Source organism: Arthrobacter sp. fls2-241-R2A-200 (genome assembly GCF_030209745.1).
GTDB lineage: Bacteria > Actinomycetota > Actinomycetes > Actinomycetales > Micrococcaceae > Arthrobacter.
This window is the reverse complement of sequence record NZ_JARVRJ010000003.1, coordinates 154,721-178,940: the sequence shown is the minus strand read 5'-3', so window position 1 is coordinate 178,940 and position 24,220 is coordinate 154,721. Positions and strand designations below refer to the sequence as shown.

Genomic DNA, 24,220 nt, shown 5'->3' with positions numbered 1-24,220 from the left:
CCACCGAAACTCTCGATCCGAGGACTCCCTTTGGCACCCCCACCGCCTTCAGCGGCACATGTCAGCCAGCCCGTCGTCGATTCCCCGTCCGCCCGTCCCTTGCCGGAAACAAACCGGCCGGAAACAAACCGGCCGGAAACAAACCAGCCGGAAACAAACCAGCCGGACACCGTCACCCAGCCACTCGCCGTCGTTGGCGAAAAGCTGCCGTGGCGGCACACGTTTATCTCCTTGAAGGTTCCCAATTTCAGGATCTTCGCAATCGGTCACTTCATTGCGGTGGTGGCCGTCTGGATGCAGCGCATCGCCCAGGACTGGATGGTGCTGCAGCTCTCAGGCTCCGTGACCGCCGTGGGGATCACTGTCGCCCTGCAGTTCACCCCATCCCTGTTCTTGGGTCCTTGGGGCGGGATGATCGCCGATCGCTTTGCCAAACGCAAGATCCTCATCGCGTGCCAATCGGCCGCAGCAGTCCTCGCGGCTGTACTCGCAACGCTTTCCTTGACCCATCGCGTCGAGGTCTGGCACGTGTATGTGATTGCCTTTGTCCTTGGCTTCGTTACCGTCCTGGACCAACCGGCCCGTCAGGTCTTCGTGAACGAACTCGTGGGACCCAAGTACCTGCGCAACGCGATCAGCGTCAACAGCACAACATTCCAGTTGGGTGGGCTGATCGGACCAGCGGTGGCCGGTTGGCTGCTCACCGCAGTAGGTGCAGGGTGGGCTTTCGCGGCAAATGCGGTTGCATGCTGCTCCACGGTGACCATGCTGATGCTCTTGCATAAGGACCAGCTCCACACCAGCCAACCGACGCCCCGCAAAAAGGGCATGCTGCGCGAAGGGCTGAACTACGCACTCAGCAAGCCCACCATCTACTGGCCGTGGCTGATGGCAGGATTCGTTGCTGTCTTCGCGATGAGCCTGCCGGTGTTGCTGGCCGCGTTCGCGGACCACGTGTACGACGCCGGTGCCGGCGGCTACGGACTACTGAACGCTATGGTTGCCTTGGGGGCGCTCACAGGAGCTGTTGCATCCACCCGGCGGCGGCAACTGCGGCTACGTTCGGTGGTCGTGGCGGCCGGTTTGTATGGGCTGATGCTCTGCCTCTCGGGAGCCATGCCGTCCATGCCCTTGTTCAGCGCCACTATGGTCTTGGCTGGTTTCTGGTGCCTGATGTTCCTCACGGCGGCCAACCAAATGGTCCAGACGAGTTCCAACCTCAGCATTCGTGGGCGTGTCATGAGCCTCTACCTTGTGGTGCTCATTGGCGGCCAGGCCATTGGTGGTCCCATGATGGGCTGGCTGGCAGAACACGTCGGGCCGCACCTGGCGTTGTTTGTTGCAGGCGGGGTGCCGGCAATAGCGGCCGCCGTGGTCGCCGTCGTACTTGCCCGGAAGTCATCGCTGCATTTGGAGGTTGACCTCCGCGATAGGCGGCGCGTGCTGCGCATTGTGGAGCGAAGGCAAGCGGCCTGATCGGGTAACCGGCCGGTCAAAAGCGAAAACCCCGGATCGCTTGATCCGGGGTTTTTGTGAGCGGGCGACGGGAATCGAACCCGCGTATCGAGCTTGGGAAGCTAGCGCTCTACCATTGAGCTACGCCCGCGTAGCCCGGCTAAATTCCGCCGAGCGAGTTTTAGCATAGCGTAGTTGAAGGGCTCCCGATGACCACCGATGTGCCTACTTGAACAGTTTCAAGCCGTTCCAGCCGGAGCCCACCTGCCCGTACGTCGTCCAAGAACCAGCCCCGAGTCCGTAGTTGTAAAGGTTCCCGTCGACCGTTTGCGCCGTGATTCCCCTGGTACCAGCGCCCGTTAGGCCAAAGCTGGGAAGCAGGGTGTTCATGTACTGCCAGCCTGTACCCGCGGTGGTTGCGGGCCCGTAGAAACCGGCCCAGCCGTCGCCGCGGTAGTTAATGAGGGAGCCCGAAGCCGTCCGGGCCAGGATGTCGTTGGCTCCGTCGCCTTCCCAATCAGCCATTGTCAGGTCCAAACCGTTCCAGCCTGTTCCAATCGCCTGCGGGGCGCTGAGGGCTCCTCCGAACGTATTGGGGTAGTAGCGCAGCACGCCATCGGGGAAATACCCGACGACGCCGGGCCGGGCATCTGCATGCGTCCACTTTCCGACCGTGATGGTCATGCGGTCCCAGCCGCCGTTGCCCACAACGACCTGGCTGGCGAAGCCGCCCCCAGGCAAGCCCCGATAAACGCCCAAAGTTCCGTTGTCCCACTGCGCGAGGACGTCGTAAACACCGTCGATGTCCCAGTCCACTACGAAGCCCTGCTTCAGGCCGGTCCACCCCGAACCGATTTGCACGGGCGCCGCGTAGCCTCCCGCCGTCGTCGCCGGATAGCGCAGCAAGCGGCCCGAAGCATCAGCAGCCACCAGGTCGGCCCCTGACTTGATGCTGGCTGCGCCGGCGGGGTTCCCTGCGAAGTACTGCTCCAGGGTGGCAAATCCACGCCGGTTCATATCCGTTGCCAGGGCAACCCCCACATACCGAAGATGCCACGGTTCGTAGCTGTATCCTGTGATGTTCGTGTAGCCGTTGGGGTACCGGACGATGAAGCCGTATTTGTAGGCGTTCGCCGCCACCCACTTCCCGGCAACTGTGTCTCCAAAGCACGTGGTCAGTCCGCAGGAGCCCGCTGCGTTTCCGATGTCCATGGCCATACCGGTTTGGTGCTCGCTGTATCCGGGGCGGGCCGAGATTGTATCGGCGTACGCCTGTCCATACTGGCTGACGTATGACGAGTACACCTGCTGCTGCTGTGCGTAGGAACGGTAGCCGCTGACGACGGCCAGGCCGCCGGTTCCGGCGTCCGCCGCGCCTTGGAAAAGCCCATTGAGCCAAGCGGCAGCCTCTTGGCGCATGTATTGACCCGTGCCGCGGACGTTGATGAGATCGGCGGGGGCGTAATTTGCGGGGCTCAATGGCCGGGATTTGTTGACGAGCACCGACGTGCTCGTGGGATCGCTGATGGGATCCAGGCTCGGAAGCGGGTTCGCGGTGAGGGGAACCGCAGCAGTTGCGAAGGCTCCGCCTGCAAACATCAGCGCCAGTGCGAGCGAAGCAGCGCAAGCGGCAATCCGGCGTCGGGCATTTCGTGGATGGATGTGAACTCGCACGGACGGCGCCCCCAAATTGTTTTTAGCCAGCGGCAGGCACTCTACCCGGTCAGTGTGGGATTGTCAGCCATTCCCAGTCGAGGCCCGCACATAACCATTAGGTCAAGGCTCGGGGATCATATGGTGATTGCCGCTCAGCGCTGGCTACTCTATGAGAGATGGCTGCTGTGGAGGGGGGACCCGGCTACCTCCCCGAACCGTACGCCGAAAGAGGTTTCCGTGGCATTTGCAGACTATGAAGTGTTGATTGGCAAGGACGCCATGACCGTCTACAAGTTCCTGATGGACGGAACCAACAACTCCTTGTGGCGCCCCGGCGTCCGCAGCGTTGCACTCCAGTCAGGGGTCCTTGGCGAAAACGGTGCGGTGTACAAGCAAACCGTGGCAGGTCCCGCTGGGCGCCCGATCGCCGCGGATTTCCAAATCACTGAGGCCCGTCCCGGAGCTGAAATCCGGTTCAACGTTGTCGCAGGCCCGGCCCGGCCCACGGGAGGCTATTTCCTCAGCACCGAGGGAGCCATGACCCGGCTGCGGTTCGCCCTTGAGTATCACCCCAAAGGCCTGCAAAAGCTCATGAACGGCATGGTCCAGAAAACCATGGAGGCAGAAGTTGCACAGCTGGAGCAGCTAAAAACGGTGATCGAGTCACACCCGGCGGATTAGCCCCTCTTATTGTGCGAGCCTGAAGCCGCCCCAGCCTCCGCCCACGGTGACCGGCGTCGTCAATCGGCCCGAGGTGAGGTCCCAATATTCCAAAACGCCGTTACTGCCCAAGCCTGCGACGCCGGTGGAGCCGACCCCGGAGACGCCCTTCAGGGCGCGCAGAGCGGTGTAGTCGGTCCATGCCGCGCCAACCACCGGCCGGCTCTCTTGCTTGGGGGTGCCCAAGCCGCTGCCCCGGTAGAGCCTTAGCGAGCCGTTGGCCTCCACAGTCAGGATGTCCTGGAACCCATCTGCGTCGTAATCGACCATGCTGAGGCGCGTGGCGGGATTCCCGGTTCCGATAGCAGCTTGTGAGCGTATGTAGGAAAGCCCGGAATTCTTGTACAGCCACAGCCCGCCCGATCCGTCCATCGCCACGATCTGGGGAAGGCGGTTATTGGCACACCAGTTACCGACCGAGATGTTCAGGGACTGCCAGCCCTGCCCCAGGATGCCGGGCGATCCAAAGCCACCCGACTGCTTGCCTGGGTAAACCAGCAGGGTGCCGTCCGTGCGCTGGGCGATGAGGTCGAAGACGCCGTCGCGATCCCAATCGGAGACGAAGAGTTCCTTCAGGCCAGTGAACCCTACCCCGATTTTCCGCGGAGCACCGTAGGTGGCGTTGCCGGTGGAAGGGTAGGAGTACACGGTTCCGTCGGAAGCGACGGACACGAGGTCGGCGGCACTACCGATCGATGCCGCGCTCAAGTTCACCGTGGGTGGCTGGTATTTGTCACTGGGTTCGCAGACTCCCACCGGATCCACCGGGGGAGTCACAGCGCCACCGCCACCGCCCGGGCTGGTGGTGGTTCCTGGCGGCAAGGTGGTGTAACCGAAGAAGTTCACCACGCCCCAGATGGTGTACCGGTTCGGTGTGGTCTGCGGGTTGCCGTCCGTGTAGGTGATCCCGATGCCCATGACGTTGAACCGGGGATCGCGCAACAAGGCGTCGTGTCCAGGGGAATGCTTCCACCACTCCACAAGTTGCGCGGCGTCCCGGTCCCAACGGACGGCGATCACCTCACCTGCGCCATTGTTTGGGTTCAGGGCGCGCGGGTCGGTCCAAAAGTTGGCACGGTGCTGGATGATTTCCCGCGAGGCGATGCTGTTTGACCACTCTTGGGACATGCCTGCAACGGTGGCGTTGAACTTCAACGCCGTCAGCCCGAGGGAGACCCTGTAGCTGTTGATTGCGTTGAATACGGTCAGGATTGCTGCCCGGTTGTCATCAGGAAGAAGGGCAAGCGCACCGTTTTCCAGGTCCGGTTGGCTGCTTGGCGCCTTGCCGGGGAAGGGCGTGCTGGTTGGGGTTGGTGTTGATGACGGGCTTGCGGTTGGTGACGGGCTTGCGGTCGGTGACGTGGTCGGGACGGCGGCCGGGCTCGGGGCTGCCGCTTTGAGTGAGGGGGTGGCGGGTGCCGTGGTTGGCCCTGCTGGAGGTACGACGGCGGCCGGCCCTGCTGCTCCTGCCGACGGAGTGGGCACGGGGGTTGCCGTGTTTGCGGGCAGGTTTGGGGAAGGTTCGGAGATGGCGGTTTCAGGCGGCTGGCCTGGGCCCGCTACTGGAGTGGAGGGAGCGTCGGGCCCCCGCAACGGCCCAATGTTCGGCACTGGAGGCGGGGTGTCGTACACAGGGTCCACGGCAATCGGCCGACTTCTGACGGGATCCGTGTTCGTCCCTGCGCCCGGCTCGGCCTCCACGGCCGGGCTAGTGCTCGCGGCTGTGGGCGTCGCGACGGAAGGCGCCGGAACCGGCGTCGTGCTTGGCTCCGACGCCGCCAATCCGGTTGGCGCGGTACTTGCGGGAGGGGCCGGGGAGGGAATTGCTTGTGTCGCAGGCAAGAGCTGACCCGAGGCGGCGACCAGGAGGGCCAGCGCTCCGCCCAGCACAATAGCGGCCGGCGCTGCCAGTTTTTTCACAATAACCCCGCGAATGCTCGTTGCCCCCAAGTACGGGCGCGGTTGTTTACGTCCCGGAACTATAGTCCCACGGGACGGCTTGGACAATGAATGGGGTATTTTTGATGCTGTGCTGATCTCTGACCGCGATATTCGTGCCGAAATAGACTCCCAACGGATTGTTCTTGAACCGTACGACCCCGCGATGGTCCAGCCATCATCTGTGGATGTGCGAATTGACCGGTTTTTCCGGCTCTTCGACAACCACAAATATGCGCACATCGACCCGTCGGAGGAGCAGCCTGAACTGACCCGCCTGGTGGAGGTCGACGGCGACGAACCGTTCATCTTGCACCCGGGCGAATTCGTCCTTGGTTCCACGTATGAGATGGTCAGCCTCCCCGATGACATCGCCGCACGGCTGGAAGGGAAATCTTCCTTGGGCAGGCTCGGACTGTTGACCCACTCGACTGCCGGTTTCATCGATCCTGGCTTCTCAGGGCATGTGACGTTGGAGTTGTCTAACGTCGCTACGCTGCCCATCAAGCTGTGGCCCGGCATGAAGATCGGCCAGTTGTGCTTTTTCCGGCTGACCTCCGCTGCCGAGCACCCCTATGGCTCCGGGAAATACGGCAACCGATACCAAGGTCAACGTGGGCCCACGGCGAGCCGCAGCCACCAGAACTTCCACAAGACCGCCATCTAGCACTTCCCCTTTGCCGAGGGGTTAGCTCTCGGCGCTTTGGTGGGATCTTTCGGCCGAGATGTCGCCCCTCGCGGCAGCCTCCTAGGCTCCACTTCTCCTCCACACTGTGGGTAACCTCTCGGGCTTCCTAGAGCGCGCCAACAATGGGCTGATGAGGATTCCGCAGCCACTCCCGGATGAGCTCCGCGACCGCTCATTCACGCTTTCCGAACAACGTGCCGCAGGCATCCCGGAGCATCGCGCGTGGAACAGCGACCTGCATGTTGCGAGCAGGGGTATCCGGGTTCCGTGGGGTCAGGAGCAGGACCTTGCCCATACGGCCCGCCTCCTCAGCGCCATGAGTGAGGGTGCTCTCTGTTGCCGGGAAACCGCGGCGTTGCTGTGGGGATGCCCGCTGCCGTGGGAGCAGCAGCAGGACTTTCTGGTGCATCTCACGCGGGCGGAAGGCAGCTTCCGCCCGCAACGCAGGGGAGTTCGCGGACACAGGATGCTGCTGGGGGATCAAGACATCGCCTGTGTGCACACCATTCCAGTGACGACTCCCGCCCGAACGTGGCTGGACCTTGCCGCGATCCTGCCCTTTGAGGACCTGGTCGCAGCAGCCGACCACTTTATCTGCAGCCAGCGGAGGAGCTTCGGCCATAACAGGACCGCCCTCTGCACGCTGGAAGACCTGCGGGAACAGGTGAAGCGGAACACCGGTATGCGTGGCATTCGGAAGGCTCGGGCTGCCCTGGATCTGGCGAGGGTTGGTGCCGATTCCGTTCCGGAGACCAAACTACGCCTGGCTATCGGGCGAGACTTCCTGCCCGAGCCGGTATTGAGTTACGTCGTCTGCACCGCCTTTGGGCGGGAAGTAGCGTGGCCGGATCTGGCTTTCCCGAACGTCAAAGTTGCGGTTAATTACGACGGCGGCCATCACCTCACCGCGACGCAGAAGGAATCCGATATTCGGCGTGAGGCCCTGCTGGCGGCGAACGGGTGGATCTCCGTGGTTATCACGGCCGCGCAGGTTCGGGACCGCGGATACGACGGGGTTGTCCACCGCGTCCGGGAGGCTCTCCTACGTGGCGGGTGGGTGCCGAGGGGTTAGCTCTCGGGGCTTTGGTGGGATCTTTCGGCCGAGATGTCGCCCCTCGGCGAGGGGAAGCAGGGCGCTTTGGCTAGGCCGCTGGGCGCTCCTGCGTCCGGGGTGGCGCCTTCGGGGACCTGCGAAGGGCCTTGACCACGGGTTCGACGAAGCGCGCGGCCAGGGGCCCCATGATGGCCATGATCAACACATAGGCCGTGGCAAGCGCGGCGAGGTCGTGCGGCACCACCCCGGAGGTCACCGCCAAACCTGCGATGACGATCGAGAATTCGCCGCGCGCTATCAACGCTGCGCCGGCACGGAACCGGCCCGGCACGGCGATACCTGCGCGCTTGGCAGCCCAGAAACCCGTGATCATCTTGGTGGCTGTGGTCAACACCGCCAGCACCAGCGCCCAGCCGAGCACTGGTGGAATCGAACCCGGATCGGTGTTGAGCCCGAACGCCACGAAGAAAATTGCCGCAAAAAGGTCGCGCAGCGGTTCAAGGATCCGGGTGGCGTTGTGTGCTGTTGCGCCGGAGATAGCGATGCCCAGCATGAAGGCGCCCACGGCTGCGGAAACTTGGAGGGCAGAGGCTATTCCAGCCACCAGCAACGCCAGCCCCAGCAGGTTGAGCAGGAAGACTTCCGAGTTCTCGCTGTGCACCGCTTGGGAGACCCGGTGCCCCTGCTTCAGCGCGATAAAGAGCACCAAGGTGACGACGGCAAGCGCGATCCCCACGGTCTGGAGACCGCCCAGGAATCCGACGCCGGCGAGCATGGCCGTGAGGATCGGAAGGTAGATGGCCATCGCCAGGTCTTCAAAGACGAGGATTGACAGCACCACGGGTGTTTCGCGGTTACCGATCCGTCCCAGGTCCGTGATGACTTTCGCTGCTATGCCGGAGGACGAGATGTAGGTGACGCCGCCCATGACGATGGCCCCTACCAGTCCCCAGCCGAGGAACACGGCAATGCCGGCCCCGGGGAGGAAGTTGAGCACGAAGTCCACCACGCCGGCCTGCCAGGAACGCCGTAGTCCGGTCACCAGCTCGGAGGCGGTATATTCCAGACCAAGCATGAGCAACAGCAGGATGACCCCGATCTCGCCCGAGAGGTGGGCGAATTCGTGCATTCCATCCAGCTTGACCAGGCCCCCGGCTCCAAAAGCCAAGCCACCTACCAAATACAACGGAATGGGCGACATGCCGATCCGTCCCGCGAGTCTGGCCAGGAGGCCGAGGCAGAAGACCACGGCGCCCAGTTCAACGAGGGCAAGCGCGAGCGGATCCATCCCGCTCAGCCGTTGCGGAGGATGCCGGCTGCCGAGTCGAGGCCTTCCTGGGTGCCCACCGCCACGAGCAGGTCACCGGTGTGGAGTACGACGTCGGGCGCCGGCGACGGAACAACTTCGCCTTCGCGCATGATCGCCACGATCGAGACTCCGCTCCGGGTACGAATCTGGGCTTTGCCCATTGCTTGGTCCACGAAAGGGGAATCGGGAGTTATGGAGAATTGCCGTGTCACGATCCCCGGCACTTCCCGGTGGGCCTCCGCGAGCCGCATGGCTATGTGCTGGCCGCCCAAGAGGTTGCCCAAGGCCGCTGCCTCGTCGGCCGTCAGGGGGATGGATGCTTGGCACGTGTCTGGATCGTCCCAGGTGGAGACGAATAGTTGGGTTTCGCCTTCGCGAAGTTCCACCACGCCGATGCGGCGTCCTGATGCCGTGACGAAGTCCTTGCGGATCCCCAGGCCCGGCAGTTCAGTCTCTTCCACGTTCATAGCTCCACCCTAACCTTGCTGAAACGGCGCTGGTGCGGCGACCGCCGTCGGCCGTTCCTATCTAGTTAACGTTCGGGGACCACCGCTATTTCCACAGCGGCAGGTGGCTTCACCGGAAGGATCACCAGCAACCCTGCCAAGAGGACCACCATGATCCCGAGTATGCCCCAGCGTTGGGCTTGGCCCTCGGCCACCAGGGGTGCTGCGATGGTGATGCAGAGCGTGAAGAGCAGGGGAGCGAGGAAGCTCACTGCACGTCCGGTGGTGGCGTAGAGGCCGAACAGCTCACCCGATTCACCTGCCGGTGCCAGCCGGGCGAGGTAGGCCCGCGACGATGACTGGGCCGGTCCTACGAACAGGCAGAGCAGCAGGCCGAAGACCCAGAAGGTGTTGGTTCCGGGCCAATCTGAGCCGAAGAACACGTAGTGGCCGTTGCCGAGCACCAGGATGGCGGTCCCCGCAGTGAGCAGGCCAATCAACGAGCACACAATCACTGTCTTGGGCCCTACTTTGTCATCCATGAACCCGCCGATCATGGCGCCGACGGCAGCGACGATGTTTCCGAAGATGGCAAAGAAGATGACTTGCTTGAGCTGAAAGCCGAAGGTGCCTGCGGCGATGACACCGCCGAAGGTGAAGACCGCGGCCAGCCCGTCCCGGAAGATGGCGCTCGAGAGCAGGAAGTAGATGGTGTGGGGGCTGGTTCGGTACATTGCTCGGACCCGCCGGATCAGCAGTCCGTAGGACGCTATGAAACCAAGGGATGCGCCTTCCTTCTTTACGGATAGTTCGGGAACGGCGAGCATCACAGGAAGCGCGAAAATGAAGAACCACAGCGCTGAGAAGATTGCGACGAGCCGGATGTTCAGTGAGTCCTGGGTTGATGCGCCGAACCACTCGAAGGAGGGTTGGACGAAGAGTTGCAGCACCAACAACAAGGCCACGATCCCACCGAGGTACCCCATTCCCCAGCCGAAGCCGCTCACTTTTCCGATGTTCTTGGGCGTGGAAACCTGGGCCAGCATGGCGTTGTAGTTCACGCCGGCAAACTCAAAAAAGACGTTGGCAAGTGCGATCAAGCAAACTCCCAGCAACAGGAAACCCGGCTGGGGGAAGACGAAGAAGCAGAGGGCCGTGAGCAGTGCCGTGGCGGCAGTATTGACGCCCAGCCACAGTTTTCGCCGCCCTCCGGCGTCGGAGCGTTGTCCCGTTACCGGGGCCAGCAAGGCGATGGCCAAGCCACCGACGGCCAGCGCAGTACCCAGGGCCGCCGACGCCGTATCCTGGCCGCCGAAGGCATTGGACGTGAGGTAGACCGTGAACACGAAAGTGGTCATCACCGCGTTGAAGGCAGCCGATCCCCAGTCCCATGTTGCCCACGCGAGGATCTGCCCCTTTGTGGGAACGGCAGTGCCGGAGGCGAGCTCCGAGGAGGGACGGGAGGCTTCGGGAACTACGGCCGCGTTCATAGCATGAATGCTATAGGCAGTGGTCCGGCTTCGGGCAGAGGACGGAGGGTAATCCGGTCGGAGTGCCTTGGTAAACTAGGGACACTGAACCCAACGAATACCCGCGTGCTCCAACTTTTGATAATGCCTTCCTGACTTTGCGGAGAAAACAGTGATCACAGTTCTCGCCATCACCTTTGTAGCGGCAACTGTGGCGCCCTTGATCTTCAGGCAACTCGGCCGGAACGCTTTCTACGTGCTTGCCGCTGTCCCGGCGGCAGCTTTCCTGTGGCTTATCCTCCAGTACCAGACCGTGTATTCCGGTGGGGGCATAAAAGAGTTGCTTCCGTGGATACCCAGCCTCCATGTCGAGCTGGCCTTCAGGATGGACCCCTTGGCGTGGGTGATGTCCCTTCTGATCTTGGGCGTGGGTTCGTTGGTACTGGTCTACTGCGCCCGGTATTTCAAGAACGAAGACTCCGATCTGGGCGGATTCGGCGCTCAGCTGTTGGCCTTCGCCGGTGCCATGTTCGGCTTGGTGACCTCCGATGACCTTTTGATGCTTTTCATTTTTTGGGAGCTCACAACAGTCCTGTCCTACCTCCTCATCGGATACGCCCGGACCCGGCTTGCGGCACGGCGTTCGGCCCTTCAAGCCCTTATAGTGACCACCGCCGGCGGACTTGCGATGCTGGTGGGGCTCGTCATCATGGGCCAAGCTGCCGGGACGTACCGGATCTCGGCGATCCTTGACCGCGCCGGGGAACTCCTTAACGGCCCCATGCAAGGCGCGCTTACGGCCGCCGTCGTGCTTGTCCTGGCCGGAGCCGTGACCAAATCGGCATTGATTCCCTTCCACTTCTGGTTGCCCGGAGCCATGGCCGCGCCCACTCCGGTGAGCGCCTACCTCCATGCTGCTGCCATGGTGAAGGCCGGCATTTACATCGTGGCGCGGCTGGCACCCGGTTTTTCAGAATCCCCCTGCTGGCTGCCGCTTGTCCTGGGTCTTGGCCTGGCAACGATGCTCGTGGGTGGGTACCGGGCCCTGCGCCAGACCGACATCAAACTGATCCTTGCCTACGGAACAGTGAGCCAACTCGGTTTCCTGACCATGGTGGTGGGACTGGGCCAACCAGACGCCGCGCTCGCAGGTTTAGCGCTTCTGCTGGCCCACGGACTCTTCAAAGCAACCCTGTTCCTGGTGGTGGGCATCATCGACCACCAGTCCGGGACACGGGACCTGCGCAAATTGTCGGGTGTTTTCCGGTCTTCCCGGGCCTTGGGCGTGGTGGCCGCAATTGCTGCTGCGTCCATGGCAGGTGTTCCGCCGCTGGCCGGGTTCGTGGCCAAGGAATCTGTGTTCGAAGTCTTCGTCCACTACGCCAACGGCCATGAGGCATCGGCGTGGAGCCTCTTGATTTTGGTGGGGCTGGTGGTGGGGTCGATCCTCACTTTTGCCTACAGCGCACGCTTCATGTGGGGCGCATTCGCCACCAAACCCGGCGTTGAGCCCACACCGTTCAAACCCATCAAGCCAGCGTTCCTGGCGGCCCCCGCCGTCCTCAGCATCCTGACGGTCCTCTACGGTTTGTGGCCGTCTCCGGTAGATTCGTGGATCCAGCCCTACGCTGCGACGTTTGCGCAGGGCCAGGAGGCAGCCGACGCCGGACACTTGGCTTTGTGGCACGGCTTTACCCCCGCGTTGGGCCTCACCGCGGTCACCTTTGCCGTCGGCGCCGCGATGTTCTACGGCCGCCGCATGGTTGACCGCGTTCAGGGCAGGATTCCCCCGTGGATCGACGGCGACCGCGCCTACCAAAACACCATCGGTGCTTTGGACGACGTCGCAGTCTGGGTGACGGGCCGCACCCAACGCGGTTCGTTGTACTTCTACCTGGCCGTCATCCTGACCGTTGCCTTCGCGGTCCCGCTGACTGCACTGATCATGGCCAACAAGCCGTTGCCCGGAAACATCTACCTGGTGGACCCCAACTCGCCGCTCCAAATTGTGGTGGGCATTGGAATCGTGGTGGGTGCTTTGGCAGCGGTCCGGGCCAACAAGCGCTTCCTCGCGGTCCTCATGGTGTCCGTCACCGGCTACGGCATCGCACTCATGTTTGCCTTCCAGGGAGCGCCGGACCTGGCGCTGACCCAGATGCTCGTGGAGACCATCGTGCTCGTGGCTTTCGTCCTGGCCATGCGAAGCCTCCCTGCGGGGCTACGGGACAGGACCGGAGGCAGGCTGCGGGTGATTCGAGTGATCATTGGCGCTGCGTTCGGGATCACCATGATTTTCGTGGCCATTTACGCCATGGGTGCGCGCGTGGCGACCCCGGTTTCACTGGACTTCCCCCAACTGGCATACAAAGGCGGTGGCGGCCTCAACGTGGTCAACGTGACGCTCGTCGACATACGCGCTTGGGACACTTTCGGCGAGATCTCCGTGCTGGCCATTGCAGCCACCGGGGTTGCAAGCCTGATTTTCGTCCGAAGCAGGGGCGAGCGGATTAAGACCTCCGAGACGGTTCCGGAAGGCAGCGTGGGGCGCCGGACCGGCGTCGACCGTGGCACCCGGGCAAGCGCAACGCTGGCCGTGGCGCGGAAATTCACCGATGTCAGCCGTGACGCGTGGCTTGTGGCGGGCAGGACGTTGGCCCCTGAACGGCGATCGATCATCTTCGAAGTAGTGACCCGCCTCATCTTCCATTCGATGATCGTCTTCTCCATCTACTTGCTCTTGGCGGGCCATAACCTCCCGGGCGGCGGTTTCGCCGGGGGCCTGACAGCCGGGTTGGCCCTCACCATCCGCTACTTGGCGGGCGGCCGCTTCGAGTTGAGCGAGGCCGCCACGGTCAGTGCCGGAACGCTGTTGGGAACAGGACTTGCGACGGCGGCAGCGTCCGGTCTGGTGCCGTTGTTCCTTGGCGGACAGGTGTTCCAAAGCGCCATTATCGAGTTTTGGCTGCCCGTTTTTGGCGATATCAAGTTCGTCAGCTCCACCGTGTTCGATATCGGCGTCTACATCGTGGTGGTGGGCCTGGCACTGGACGTCCTCCGAAGCCTCGGCGCTGAAATCGACGAGCACTTTGAAGGAGCGGATGCACCGCTCGCCGAGAACGACGCCGCCGATTCCGCCGAAGCTGCCGAAGCCGCCGAAATCGCGGCAACCGGAAAGGGCCACGCATGAGCATCAACCTGACCCTGCTGATCATCATGGGCGTCCTTTACGCCTGCGGGATCTACCTGATCCTTGAGCGCAGCCTCACCCGGGTGTTGCTGGGGTTGATGTTGCTGGCCAACGCCACCAACATCCTCATCCTCAGTACGGGCGGATACGCAGGCCTGGCGCCTTTGTACAGCCGGGAAACCAAACCCGATGCCTATAACGACCCCTTGCCGCAGGCGTTGATCCTGACCTCGATTGTCATCTCTTTCGCCGTCACGGCTTTCATGCTGGGCATTATTTACCGCACCTGGCTGTTGGCCCGGCAGGACGAGATCCAAGACGACCTCGAGGACCGCCGCGTGGCCAAGACACCGAGTTTCGACGCCGAGGATGACGCCGTGGTCCCGCTGGAAACCACCGAGTTCGCCCTCATTCCCCCCAGTGCGGAAAACCGGAACAAACCGGACGCCACGGAAACCCCCAATTCATCCACCACCCAGGAAGGAGGCAGCGCGTGAACCTGGCCACCCTGTCACCGCTCGCTGTCCTCCTGCCCATCCTCGGTGCAGCACTGACGTTTATGCTCATCCGGCACCACACAGCCCAACGGGCCGTCAGCATCAGCGTCCTCAGTGCCACGCTGCTGCTTGAATGTGTTCTGCTGGCCTCGGTGTGGAATGGCGGTACAACGTCAGTGACCCTCGGCGGCTGGTTCCCCCCTTGGGGCGTGGTCTTGGTGGTGGACCAGTTCTCCTCGCTGATGCTTGTGGTCTCCAGCGTGGTCAGCCTGGCTGTCCTGGTTTACGCCACGGGACAAGGCATGGCCGACGGCGACGAAGAGGCGCCTGTCTCGATCTTCCACCCCACCTACCTGATCCTCGTAGCTGGAGTGTCCAACGCGTTCCTCACCGGCGACCTCTTCAACCTCTACGTCGGCTTCGAAATCCTGCTGACGGCCAGTTATGTCCTCATGACGCTGGGCGGTACCGGCCCACGCATCCGTGCGGGTGTCACGTATGTGGTGGTTTCGGTGGTGTCATCGGTGCTGTTCCTTATTGCCATAGCCATGATCTACGGGGCCACGGGAACCGTGACGCTCGCGGACCTGGCCATCAAGTTGGCGGCGCTGGACCAAGGAACGCAGAACCTGTTGCACGTGATGCTGCTGGTGGCGTTCGGCATCAAAGCAGCCGTCTTCCCGTTGTCCTTCTGGCTCCCGGACTCGTATCCCACAGCGCCCGCCCCCGTGACGGCAGTCTTTGCCGGCTTGCTCACCAAAGTGGGCGTTTACGCCATGGTCCGCACGGAGACATTGCTTTTTCCCGGCGACACCCTCAATGTTCCGTTAATGGTGGTGGCGCTCCTGACCATGCTGGTGGGAATCCTCGGCGCCTTAGCGCAGAGCGACATCAAACGACTCCTCTCCTTCACGCTGGTCAGCCACATTGGTTACATGGTGTTCGGCTTGGCGATGAGCTCGGTGGCTGGGCTGGGTGCCGCTGTCTTCTATGTGGCCCACCACATCACGGTGCAGACCAGCCTCTTTCTGGTGACGGGGCTGATAGAGCGTCGCGGGGGCAGCTCATCCATCGACCGTTTGGGTGGCCTGGCCAAACTTTCACCACTGCTCGCCTTGCTCTTCTTCGTTCCTGCCATGAACTTGGCCGGCATTCCGCCGTTCTCGGGGTTCCTCGGCAAACTCGGTCTGATGCAGGCCGGCGTCGAACTTGGAACCCCGCTCGCAATCGCCCTGGTGGTGGGCGGGGTGGTCACCAGCCTGTTGACCTTGCTTGCCATAGCCCGAGTGTGGAACAGGGCTTTCTGGCGGAGACCGGAGGACGCCGAATACCCGGCCGAGGTCCTCAAAACGCCAGGTAACATCGGAGTCCTTCCACGAACCATGGTCGGATCCACGGTGGCCCTGGTAGTTGTTGGAGTGGCATTGACCCTGTTCGCCGGGCCACTCTTCAAGGTTGCGGACGGATCCGCCCGGATCATGCTGGACCGTACGGCCTACATCCACTCCGTCCTGGGCGATTCAGTCCAAGTTCCGCCGCTGCGGGTCCCTCTGCCCCGGACGGCAGGTGCCAAATGAGCCGGAATCCCATCGCGTTCGGCAAGGAACTGCCCCTGCTCATCTGGTTGGTGATCGTTTGGGGGGCACTGTGGCGGGACTTCAGCCCCGGCAATTTGTTGTTCGGCGCCGTCATCGCCATCGTGGTCGCCAAGCTCTTCTACTTACCGCAAGTGGAGCTGAGCGGGAGGTTCAACGTGGTGAGGGCCGGGGCCTTCGCCGTCGTTTTCCTGGCCAAAGTGGCGGCAGCGAGCTTCTTGGTGCTGTACCTGGCCATCGTCAAAGGGCCCAAGGTGCGCAGCGCCGTCGTCGCTGTTCCGTTGCGGAGCCATTCGGACCTCATGGTGACGGCCACCGGCCATGTCATCTCGCTGATCCCCGGCTCGCTGGTGGTGGACGTGGACCGGTCGACGTCCACACTGTACTTGCACGCCCTGAGCATCTACAACGAAGACGACATCGCGAAGATCCGTCGTGATGTGCAAAACATCGAGGCGAGTTTGATCCGGATCATGGGCACCCGGGAGGAAGTGGAGGCGCTGGACGTGGAACGGGCTGCAGGAATGGGAGGGATGAAGGCATGAAGGACATCGTGCTCATTGCCACAGCGGTGATTTTGGGACTGGCTGCTGCCGGGGCCATCATCCGGATCGCCATCGGCCCGTCCTTGCTGGACAGGGTCCTGGCCTCTGACGTGTTGCTGGCCATCCTTGGTGCCGCGCTGGCGGTGGACATGGCCGTTAACCGACACCTGAACAACCTGATGCTCCTGGTGGCTTTGGCCATCATCGGTTTCGTCGGGTCAGTAACGGTTGCCCGTTTCGTGGCCGAACGAAGGGACCGCAGCAATGACTCCTGACGCCACCGGTGTGGACGCAGTGATCGACGGCGTGACCGCTGTATTGCTGGTGGTCGGCGCCCTCATGTCCCTGGGCGCCGCCATCGGGCTGCTGCGATTCCCTGACCTCATGAGCCGCATGCACGCCGCCACCAAGCCCCAGGTTTTGGGCCTGTTCCTGATGCTGGCCGCGATCGGGTTGCAGATGAGGACGTGGTGGGTGTGGCCTGTGCTGTTGGTCGCGTGGATCTTCCAGCTGCTGACCGTGCCGGTCTCAGCCCATATGGTGGGCCGCTCGGCGTACCGGACAAAGCACGGGCATCGGGAGCTACTGACCAAGGACGAACTTGAGGCGGTGGTCCAGCGGGCAGCGGAAATCCAACGCGCCGCTCCCGATGCCTAGACGATGTCCTGGGTCTTGGCGAACCGGGCGATAGCGTGCTGGGTGCCCCGGCTTGCGAGAACCTGGATGAGCGTGCTCACGAACGCTGAAATCAGCCCGAACGTCAGGGCTGAACGAAGGCTGGTCTCCATGTCGTCATTGCCTGTGGGCGGCTTGTTACCCGTGGCCTTTTCCCATCCTTTGTTGACGAGTTTGGTTCCGACGAAGCCGGCTCCGAGGCTGACTCCGGCACCCACTAGCTTGAATAAGAGGTTCATGCCCCCAGCCTAATGGCAATGGCAGGAGCGGCACCGTTCGTTGCGGCTTCCCGTCGTGTCACTTAGGGCCCGGCGTGGGCCTTGAGGAACGCGGCAAGGGAACCGGGCCCGGCGAGGACTGGAACGACGTCGTGCTCTGCGGACCACACAGCGTCCACCGAGCCGAATCCGGCGATTTCCTTGAGCAGGAAGAACGTGGGCGGCATGAGCTTGAGTCTGTGTTCTGCCTCGGCCTCCAGGATGTGTTGTACCGGCATCCACAAGGACTGCCAAGCCTCCGTTGTCTGGTGCCGCGGGTCAGCTCCCGCGTCCGGCTTTGCGACGTAGAAGAAAGTGTCGAATCGCTTGGGCATGTCTGTCGGGGTGATCCAGTTGGCCCATGGCCGGAGATTCGCGGCTTCCAGGGTTAGTCCGGATTCCTCCTGGACCTCACGGATGGCTGCTGCCAGGATGGTGCCGGCCATCTTGTGTGCCTGTGCGGGGTCTTCGCTGATGGAGCTCAAGTGCCAGTCCGCGGCATGGCTCGCCAACAAGTCCGCTGGGTAGTTCCGCCCATCACGATCCGCTGCGTCAGCCCGCCCACCAGGGAAGACCACCATGCCGGCGGCGAAATCCATGGTGCTGACCCGGTGCTGGACAAACACTTCCAAGCCACTTGGTGCGTCGCGGAGCAAGATGACGCTCGCGGCGAGGCGCGGTTTTGCCGGGGCACCATCTTCGGTCGGAATCGTGTGCCGCGAAACGTTCGTCATTGAGTCATTCTCTCAGGTCTCGTTGCGGGGCCCGCTGCGCAGGGAAAACGTCGTCGTAATCATGGAGAGCGGGCCCCGCAACGCAGGTGTAAACTGAACCAGCCCACAAGGGCAGATTCATAACGACAGGGGAGCGCCGCCGTCGTAACCTGCAGCGATGCAGGTGACGCGAGGGCGCTGAGAGTGCGGACAGCCGCAGACCCTCGAACCTGATCCGGTTAGTACCGGCGCAAGGGAGTCGAGCTTCTCAAAGTGTCCGGATCAGGGCGGCGCAGGCCGCTGGGACCCAGGCGCTTTCCCCTCCTGTAAACCTCAGGAGGCAGAAAAAATGACCACGGTAAACGTGAAGAAGACCAGTTACAACTGGCGCGTAGTAGACATTGTGGTGGCGGCCCTTATCGCCATCGCCGGCGGCGTGATCTTCTGGGCTTGGGACCAGGGCGCCGCAATCATCTCCATCCCGCTGGACGCAACGTATCCTCCACTGACCGGCATCATCGCCGGCGGTTGGATGATCCCGGCGGTCTTGGGAGCACTCATCATCCGTAAACCGGGCGCGGCGCTGTTCTGCGAAACCGTGGCAGCAGCCAGCGAGCTCATCATGGGCTCCCAGTACGGCACCACGGTGCTGATCTCCGGCGTACTCCAAGGCCTCGGCGCCGAACTCATCTTCGCGGCCTTCCGCTACAAGAAGTTCAACCTGCCGACGGCGCTCCTCGCCGGAGCGGGCGCGGGCTTGTTCTGCGGCCTCAACGACTGCTTCCTGCCGTGGGGTTGGAACATCGCCTACGAAGCACTCGACAAGCTGACCTACATCATCTTCACCACCGTTTCCGGGGCGATCATTGCCGGCGCACTGTCGTGGCTCGCCACCCGTGGCCTTGCGACGACGGGCGTGCTGAGCTCGTTCGCGTCGCGCAAAGCGGCTTCGGAGCCCGTCTTCAACTGATGGGTTCCACCTACGACGCGCGGCCTGCCGCCATCCTGGCCGAGGGCTGGGGTTGGCGGCATGCCGGGCGGCCCCAGCCGGCCATTCAAGGCCTTGACCTCCGGATCGAACCGGGGGAGCGCGTGCTGTTGCTGGGTCCCTCAGGCGCGGGCAAGTCCACCCTTTTGCATGCCCTCGCCGGGGTCTTGGGTGATGAGGAAGACGACTCCGATGAGACGGGTTCGCTGCTGATCGACGGCGTTGCGCCACGCGCACAGCGGGGCCGGGCAGGCTTGATGCAGCAGGACCCCGAAACGCAGGTTGTCCTCTCCCGGGTGGGGGACGATGTCGCCTTTGGCGCGGAGAACCTCTGCGTGCCGCGGGAGGAGATATGGGCCCGCGTTCATGAAGCACTCGACGACGTCGGCTTGCGCACCGCGGCTGGTGCGGGTTTGGCCCTTGACCACCCGACGGCGGCACTGTCCGGCGGACAGAAGCAACGCCTCGCCCTCGCAGGCATCCTGGCCATGCGGCCCGGCCTGATTCTCTTGGACGAACCGACCGCCAACCTCGATCCCGAAGGGGTCTTGGAAGTGCGCGACGCCGTCCGCCGCTGCCTTGATAGGACCGGCGCAACCTTGGTGGTGGTGGAGCACCGGGTGTCCGTGTGGAAAGACCTCGTGGACCGAGTGGTGGTGCTGCAACCGGGCTCCGGCGGGACTTCAGCCTCACCTGGGAAGTCAGCTGCTCCCGGAGTCCTCGCGGACGGTTCCCCCGGCAAAGTGTTGTCCGAACAGCGCTCCATGCTTATGGCCGCCGGCGTGTGGGTGCCGGGATACGTGCCCCCTACCCGGGCGCGGCGCACTGGACACTCTGAGCGGGGACACTCTGAGCGGGGTAACTCTGAGCCGGGAGCAGCAGAACTTCTCCTCGCGGCACAGGACCTGGCGGTTTCCCGCGAAAAGCCCCGCCGCCGTGGCTTCAAGAGCATCCCGCCCGTCCCTGTGCAGTCTGGAATCACTGCGCAGGTCAGGTCCGGACAAGCCCTGACGATCATGGGTCCGAACGGGGCCGGGAAGTCCACGTTCGCCCTCACATTGGCCGGCCTTCTGGCGCCGGTGCGCGGCCAGGTGAGTGCCGCCGTCGAGCTTTCCCAGGGAGCGGGAATTGATCCGTTCACGTGGAAGGCCGAACAGCTGATCTCCCGCATCGGAACGGTGTTCCAGGAACCTGAACACCAGTTCGTCACAGGGAAGGTTTTGGACGAGCTCATGTTTGGACCCAAACACTTGGGGCACGGACAGGAGCGCGTGGACGAATTGCTTGAGCGGTTGAGGCTCACCCACCTCGTTGACGCCAACCCGTACACTCTCTCCGGCGGGGAGAAGCGCAGGCTGTCCGTGGCCACGGTGCTGGCCGCGCACCCCAAGGTCCTGGTGCTCGACGAACCGACTTTCGGCCAGGATGCGAACACCTGGGCGGAGCTTGCCTCCTTCCTGTCAGAACTGCTCGACGCCGGAACGGCCGTGGTCTCGGTCACCCACGACCAGGAATTCAGCTCCGTCCTTGGTGGTACCGAGCTGCAGTTGGGCCCCGTGCCGCAGGACCGCGAAAGCCGCCAGGAAGCCGGTGCAGCATGAGGGAAGCCTTGACTATGCAGGGCAGTCACGCCGTGCTGACCCGGGCAAATCCACTGGCCAAATTCGTGGCCGTGTTCCTGGTCTCGATGGTGTTGGCCTTGTCCATTGATTGGGTTTCGGCCTCGACGGCCATCGTGGCTGAGCTCGCACTCTTCCCCCTGGCTGGCCTCACCCTTCGGCTGTTGTGGCATCGTGCCTGGCCGCTCATCATCGCGGCAGCCATCGGCGGCTGGAGTACGGCGATCGTGGCAGCGGACCGCGGCGCTGTACTGCTCGACGTCGGAATTTGGTCCATCAGCGAGGGCTCCCTTGAGCTTGGCCTTGGTTTCATGCTGCGCGGGTTGGCGATAGCCCTTCCGGCTATCCTCTTGATGACCTGCACGGACCCCACCGATTTGGCGGACGCCCTGGCCCAAAAGGCTCGACTGCCGCACCGCTTTGTCCTTGGGTCCCTGGCGGCCATGCGGCTGGTGGGACTGATGGCCGAAGAGTGGCAGACCATTGGCATGGCGCGCCGGGCCCGCGGGGTCGGGTCGCACGGCAACCCATTGCAGCGGCTGAAAGCGACCCTGGGTCAGAGCTTCGGATTGCTGGTCCAGGCTGTGCGGAGGGCCTCGCGGCTGGCGGTGACCATGGAAGCGCGTGGTTTTGGCGGCGGCCAGAGGACGTGGGCCCGCGAATCGTCGTACTCGCTGCTCGACGTTTGGGTGGTGCTCGGGGGGCTGATCATTGCATCGGCAACGGTGCTTGCTGCAGTGGGCGCCGGCACCTGGACGTTTGTGTGGCGGTAACCCACGGTATATCGGCGATATCGCATGGATCGGGCACGGTGTGACGTTTGACGCTCAAATGGCGAATTGCTGGGTAGTTATAGCTCATCTGTGATATTTCTTGGATATGACTCAACCTACCGCTGAACACGTGGGCCTCCTGCTCCGCAACGCCCGCAGCGAAAAAGGCTGGACCCAAGGGCAGCTGGCCGCCGAGCTTGGAACCAGCCAGAGCGCGATCGCCCGGATGGAACAAGGCAAGCAAAATCTTAGTCTCCGCATGATCGAGCGGCTCGAAGCGATCTTCGGGCGCTCGATCGTCAAAGTGGGACGTCCGCAGATGACACATCTTCGCGTGGAAGGTGGCCGCACTCTCTCCGGCGAAGTCGATGTCAACAGCAGCAAGAATGCCGGCGTCGCGCTGTTGTGTGCCAGCTTGATCAACCGCGGCACCACAACCCTGCGCCGCCTGGCACGCATTGAGGAAGTCAACCGGATCGTCGAGGTCCTGACGTCCATAGGTGTTGAATGCACGTGGCTCAATGGAAGCGACCTGCGCATCCGCAGGCCTGAGATGCTGGACTTGGGATCCATGGACGTGGATGCGGCCCGCCGCACCCGGAGCGTCATCATGCTCCTGGGCCCCTTGCTGGATGAGAGCAGCGAATACCAGCTGCCCTATGCAGGTGGATGTGATCTGGGCACCCGGACGGTGGAACCCCACATGCAGGCATTGCGCGAGTTCGGGCTCACAGTGGAGGCAAAGTCGGGGTTCTACTCAATTGCTGCTCCCCCTGCTGATGATCTTCACCGGTCGTTCGTCCTCACTGAGCGTGGTGACACAGTCACCGAGAATGCCATCATGGCCGCCGCGCACCGCGAGGGTGTGACGGTGATCCGCAACGCCAGCCCCAACTACATGGTCCAGGATTTGTGCTTCTACCTCCAGGGCCTCGGCGTGGACATTCAAGGCGTGGGCACCACTACCTTGAAGATCACCGGGCGGTCCGCGATCGACGTGGATATCGAGTACTACCCTTCGGAAGACCCCATCGAGGCAATGAGCCTCATCACCGCGGGAATCGTTACCAACTCAGAGGTCACTATCCGCAGGGTGCCCATCGAGTTCATGGAGATTGAGCTTGCCACCCTCGAACAAATGGGCCAGAAGCTTGAGGTCTCCGGTGAGTACATGGCGCGCAATGGCCGGACCCGCTTGGTGGACGTCACCACCAGGCCCTCGGAGCTCCATGCCTTGCAGGACAAGATCCATCCCATGCCTTTCCCCGGGCTGAACATCGACAACCTCCCGTTCTTCGCTGTCATCGCCGGTAACGCCGAGGGACAGACCATGATCCATGACTGGGTCTACGAGAACAGGGCCATATACCTCACGGAGCTCAACAAGCTCGGCGCCCAGGTGCAGCTGTTGGATCCGCACCGGATCTACGTCAATGGGCCCACCAAGTGGCGTGCCGCCGAAATCGGCTGCCCGCCGGCGCTGCGTCCAGCAGCGTGCTTGTTGCTGGCGATGCTGGCGGCCCGTGGCACGTCCGAGTTGCGCAACATCTACGTGATCGAGCGCGGGTACGAGGACTTGGCCGAGCGTTTGAACACCATCGGTGCCAAAATCGAGTACTTCCAGGACTGAGCTGGACGGTTTTGCTGGATCATCCCGACGTGCGGGGGCTCGAATCCCGCGTTGACGGGCCTCGGTCCGTGCCGTTCGGCGGTGATCCGGCAAAACCGACGCAGGTCAGGCTCGCCACAGTGGTCTGCCCCGCTCCAAAACCCCGCGAACCTGGGTCATGACGTCCTGGGGAGAGTTCCACAACTGCTCAGGTGCGAAGCTCAGCACAAGAAACCCCCGGGCTTGCGCAGCATTCAGCCTGCCCATGTCCTTCCGCCAGGCTGACCTGGAGCTGTGAAACTGAAAGCCATTGACCTCGACGATCAGCCATCCGTCGATCAGGATGTCCACGCGGCCCACACCAGCGATCTGAACCTGGCGCTGGAAGGATAGTCCCTCCGCCTCGAACAGCAACCGTGCGCTGATTTCCGGAACGGACTCGGACAATCCGTCAGCCATGCGGAGTAGTTTCCGTGCGGATCCAAAGTAGTTGGCCCGCAGCTCGCCTGCAATGACTTCCCGTGGCACTCCGCGCAATCGCATGGCCGATTGGGCGACGGCTATGGCATCACCATCGGGGAGGCAGGTTAACGCGTGCACCACCGTGTCTTCCAAGGACGCCACAGGCACGTTCCCTTCTGAGCCCACCCGCAGACCGGAATGCCGAACGAATCCATGTCCCCTGTGATGTCGCGTTGCCAGGTGCATCTGTACCGGCTGGGCCCTCAGCCACAGCCCGTAACGGACGGCCGCGGAGGCGCATGTCAGGTATCCGTTGTTGACAAGGGCGGCCAGGTACTCGCGATCGGCGGATGGGAGTGCCCAAATGCCCTGTCTGGGCTGGTAGGCGTGCGGTATTCTCCGCACCATGGCAGGGTAAAGCCATGCTTGCGGAGTAGGCCAACTCTGGCTACTCCGCCGACCGAAACCAAGAACTCGTACGCCTCCATACAGCCAGCTAGCCACCACCGGGTTGCTGGTGTCCCGGGATGCTTCGTGTATGTGGAAACCGCCCACAACTTTTTTG

General features: G+C 63.0%; 23 protein-coding genes, 1 tRNA gene and 1 riboswitch. Of the genes, 15 read left to right on the top strand and 9 right to left on the bottom strand.

Annotated features, from left to right (window positions below; genetic code table 11):
• Window positions 1-30: 30 nt before the first annotated feature.
• The gene (locus QRN42_RS04025; RefSeq protein ID WP_284978197.1) at window positions 31-1,476 is read left to right on the top strand and encodes an MFS transporter; all 1,446 of its coding nucleotides are present in this window, start codon (window positions 31-33) and stop codon (window positions 1,474-1,476) included.
• A 59-nt stretch (window positions 1,477-1,535) separates the two neighbouring features.
• On the opposite strand, the gene QRN42_RS04020 is transcribed toward QRN42_RS04025, so the two are convergent.
• Window positions 1,536-1,606, bottom strand: a tRNA-Gly gene (locus QRN42_RS04020).
• A gap of 74 nt (window positions 1,607-1,680) precedes the next feature.
• Window positions 1,681-3,129 carry a M15 family metallopeptidase gene (locus QRN42_RS04015; protein ID WP_284978196.1) on the bottom strand — a complete coding sequence of 483 codons (1,449 nt, stop codon included), beginning with the start codon at window positions 3,127-3,129 and terminating at the stop codon, window positions 1,681-1,683.
• Window positions 3,130-3,348: 219 nt separating this feature from the next.
• On the opposite strand from QRN42_RS04015, the gene QRN42_RS04010 reads away from it, so the two are divergent.
• Entirely contained in the window at window positions 3,349-3,792 is a 444-nt protein-coding gene (locus tag QRN42_RS04010; protein ID WP_284978195.1) for an SRPBCC family protein, read from the top strand.
• Window positions 3,793-3,798: 6 nt separating this feature from the next.
• On the opposite strand, the gene QRN42_RS04005 is transcribed toward QRN42_RS04010, so the two are convergent.
• The gene (locus QRN42_RS04005; protein WP_284978194.1) at window positions 3,799-5,316 is read right to left on the bottom strand and encodes a CAP domain-containing protein; all 1,518 of its coding nucleotides are present in this window, start codon (window positions 5,314-5,316) and stop codon (window positions 3,799-3,801) included.
• A 136-nt stretch (window positions 5,317-5,452) separates the two neighbouring features.
• Here QRN42_RS04005 and QRN42_RS04000 point away from each other — a divergent pair, with 136 nt between their 5' ends.
• The 3 genes from QRN42_RS04000 to QRN42_RS03990 all read left to right on the top strand — a co-directional run bounded on the left by QRN42_RS04000 (window position 5,453) and on the right by QRN42_RS03990 (window position 7,529).
• Window positions 5,453-5,680 carry a hypothetical protein gene (locus QRN42_RS04000; protein WP_284978193.1) on the top strand — a complete coding sequence of 76 codons (228 nt, stop codon included), beginning with the start codon at window positions 5,453-5,455 and terminating at the stop codon, window positions 5,678-5,680.
• A gap of 180 nt (window positions 5,681-5,860) precedes the next feature.
• A complete protein-coding gene (gene dcd / locus QRN42_RS03995) occupies window positions 5,861-6,436 on the top strand; it encodes a dCTP deaminase (RefSeq protein ID WP_284978241.1) in 576 nt (191 codons plus the stop codon).
• A 151-nt stretch (window positions 6,437-6,587) separates the two neighbouring features.
• A complete protein-coding gene (locus tag QRN42_RS03990) occupies window positions 6,588-7,529 on the top strand; it encodes an endonuclease domain-containing protein (RefSeq protein WP_284978192.1) in 942 nt (313 codons plus the stop codon).
• 70 nt (window positions 7,530-7,599) lie between these two features.
• On the opposite strand, the gene QRN42_RS03985 is transcribed toward QRN42_RS03990, so the two are convergent.
• The 3 genes from QRN42_RS03985 to QRN42_RS03975 form a co-directional block, all read right to left on the bottom strand.
• Window positions 7,600-8,799 (bottom strand): cation:proton antiporter, encoded by a 1,200-nt coding sequence (locus tag QRN42_RS03985; protein ID WP_284978191.1) that lies wholly within the window; start codon window positions 8,797-8,799, stop codon window positions 7,600-7,602.
• Window positions 8,800-8,804: 5 nt separating this feature from the next.
• Window positions 8,805-9,287 (bottom strand): cation:proton antiporter regulatory subunit, encoded by a 483-nt coding sequence (locus QRN42_RS03980; protein WP_284978190.1) that lies wholly within the window; start codon window positions 9,285-9,287, stop codon window positions 8,805-8,807.
• A 65-nt stretch (window positions 9,288-9,352) separates the two neighbouring features.
• Window positions 9,353-10,756: an MFS transporter gene (locus tag QRN42_RS03975; RefSeq protein ID WP_284978189.1), complete on the bottom strand. Its 1,404-nt coding sequence runs from the start codon at window positions 10,754-10,756 to the stop codon at window positions 9,353-9,355.
• A 151-nt stretch (window positions 10,757-10,907) separates the two neighbouring features.
• On the opposite strand from QRN42_RS03975, the gene QRN42_RS03970 reads away from it, so the two are divergent.
• The 6 genes from QRN42_RS03970 to mnhG are packed head-to-tail and all read left to right on the top strand — an operon-like array spanning window position 10,908 to window position 17,216.
• Complete coding sequence (locus tag QRN42_RS03970) at window positions 10,908-13,922, top strand: Na+/H+ antiporter subunit A (protein ID WP_284978188.1); 3,015 nt, start codon at window positions 10,908-10,910, stop codon at window positions 13,920-13,922.
• Window positions 13,919-14,419, top strand: a complete 501-nt coding sequence (locus QRN42_RS03965; RefSeq protein WP_284978187.1) for a Na(+)/H(+) antiporter subunit C — start codon at window positions 13,919-13,921, stop codon at window positions 14,417-14,419. The genes QRN42_RS03970 and QRN42_RS03965 overlap by 4 nt, the downstream gene beginning before the upstream one ends.
• Window positions 14,416-15,996 carry a Na+/H+ antiporter subunit D gene (locus tag QRN42_RS03960; protein WP_284977380.1) on the top strand — a complete coding sequence of 527 codons (1,581 nt, stop codon included), beginning with the start codon at window positions 14,416-14,418 and terminating at the stop codon, window positions 15,994-15,996. The genes QRN42_RS03965 and QRN42_RS03960 overlap by 4 nt, the downstream gene beginning before the upstream one ends.
• A complete protein-coding gene (locus tag QRN42_RS03955) occupies window positions 15,993-16,559 on the top strand; it encodes a Na+/H+ antiporter subunit E (RefSeq protein ID WP_284978186.1) in 567 nt (188 codons plus the stop codon). Before QRN42_RS03960 ends, QRN42_RS03955 begins: the two co-directional genes overlap by 4 nt.
• Window positions 16,556-16,834 (top strand): MrpF/PhaF family protein, encoded by a 279-nt coding sequence (locus tag QRN42_RS03950; protein ID WP_284978185.1) that lies wholly within the window; start codon window positions 16,556-16,558, stop codon window positions 16,832-16,834. Before QRN42_RS03955 ends, QRN42_RS03950 begins: the two co-directional genes overlap by 4 nt.
• Window positions 16,824-17,216 carry a monovalent cation/H(+) antiporter subunit G gene (gene mnhG, locus QRN42_RS03945; protein ID WP_284978184.1) on the top strand — a complete coding sequence of 131 codons (393 nt, stop codon included), beginning with the start codon at window positions 16,824-16,826 and terminating at the stop codon, window positions 17,214-17,216. The genes QRN42_RS03950 and mnhG overlap by 11 nt, the downstream gene beginning before the upstream one ends.
• Here the strand turns inward: mnhG and QRN42_RS03940 are convergent.
• Both QRN42_RS03940 and QRN42_RS03935 read right to left on the bottom strand, forming a co-directional pair.
• On the bottom strand, window positions 17,213-17,473 hold the full coding sequence (locus QRN42_RS03940; protein WP_284978183.1) for a DUF4235 domain-containing protein: 261 nt from the start codon (window positions 17,471-17,473) through the stop codon (window positions 17,213-17,215). The genes mnhG and QRN42_RS03940 overlap by 4 nt on opposite strands.
• Window positions 17,474-17,535: 62 nt before the next feature.
• Complete coding sequence (locus QRN42_RS03935) at window positions 17,536-18,225, bottom strand: NUDIX hydrolase (protein WP_284978182.1); 690 nt, start codon at window positions 18,223-18,225, stop codon at window positions 17,536-17,538.
• A 117-nt stretch (window positions 18,226-18,342) separates the two neighbouring features.
• A riboswitch (TPP riboswitch) is annotated at window positions 18,343-18,479 on the top strand.
• A 74-nt stretch (window positions 18,480-18,553) separates the two neighbouring features.
• On the opposite strand from QRN42_RS03935, the gene QRN42_RS03930 reads away from it, so the two are divergent.
• The 4 genes from QRN42_RS03930 to QRN42_RS03915 all read left to right on the top strand — a co-directional run bounded on the left by QRN42_RS03930 (window position 18,554) and on the right by QRN42_RS03915 (window position 23,214).
• Window positions 18,554-19,174 (top strand): ECF transporter S component, encoded by a 621-nt coding sequence (locus QRN42_RS03930; RefSeq protein ID WP_284977374.1) that lies wholly within the window; start codon window positions 18,554-18,556, stop codon window positions 19,172-19,174.
• Window positions 19,174-20,793, top strand: coding sequence for an ABC transporter ATP-binding protein (locus QRN42_RS03925; protein WP_284978181.1), 1,620 nt, complete (start codon window positions 19,174-19,176; stop codon window positions 20,791-20,793). The genes QRN42_RS03930 and QRN42_RS03925 overlap by 1 nt, the downstream gene beginning before the upstream one ends.
• Window positions 20,790-21,584, top strand: a complete 795-nt coding sequence (locus QRN42_RS03920) for an energy-coupling factor transporter transmembrane component T family protein (RefSeq protein WP_284978180.1) — start codon at window positions 20,790-20,792, stop codon at window positions 21,582-21,584. The genes QRN42_RS03925 and QRN42_RS03920 overlap by 4 nt, the downstream gene beginning before the upstream one ends.
• Window positions 21,585-21,690: 106 nt before the next feature.
• Window positions 21,691-23,214, top strand: coding sequence for a UDP-N-acetylglucosamine 1-carboxyvinyltransferase (locus QRN42_RS03915; protein WP_284978179.1), 1,524 nt, complete (start codon window positions 21,691-21,693; stop codon window positions 23,212-23,214).
• A gap of 105 nt (window positions 23,215-23,319) precedes the next feature.
• Here the strand turns inward: QRN42_RS03915 and QRN42_RS03910 are convergent, their stop codons facing one another.
• A complete protein-coding gene (locus QRN42_RS03910; RefSeq protein WP_284978178.1) occupies window positions 23,320-24,063 on the bottom strand; it encodes a DUF559 domain-containing protein in 744 nt (247 codons plus the stop codon).
• Between the last annotated feature and the right edge of the window lie 157 nt (window positions 24,064-24,220).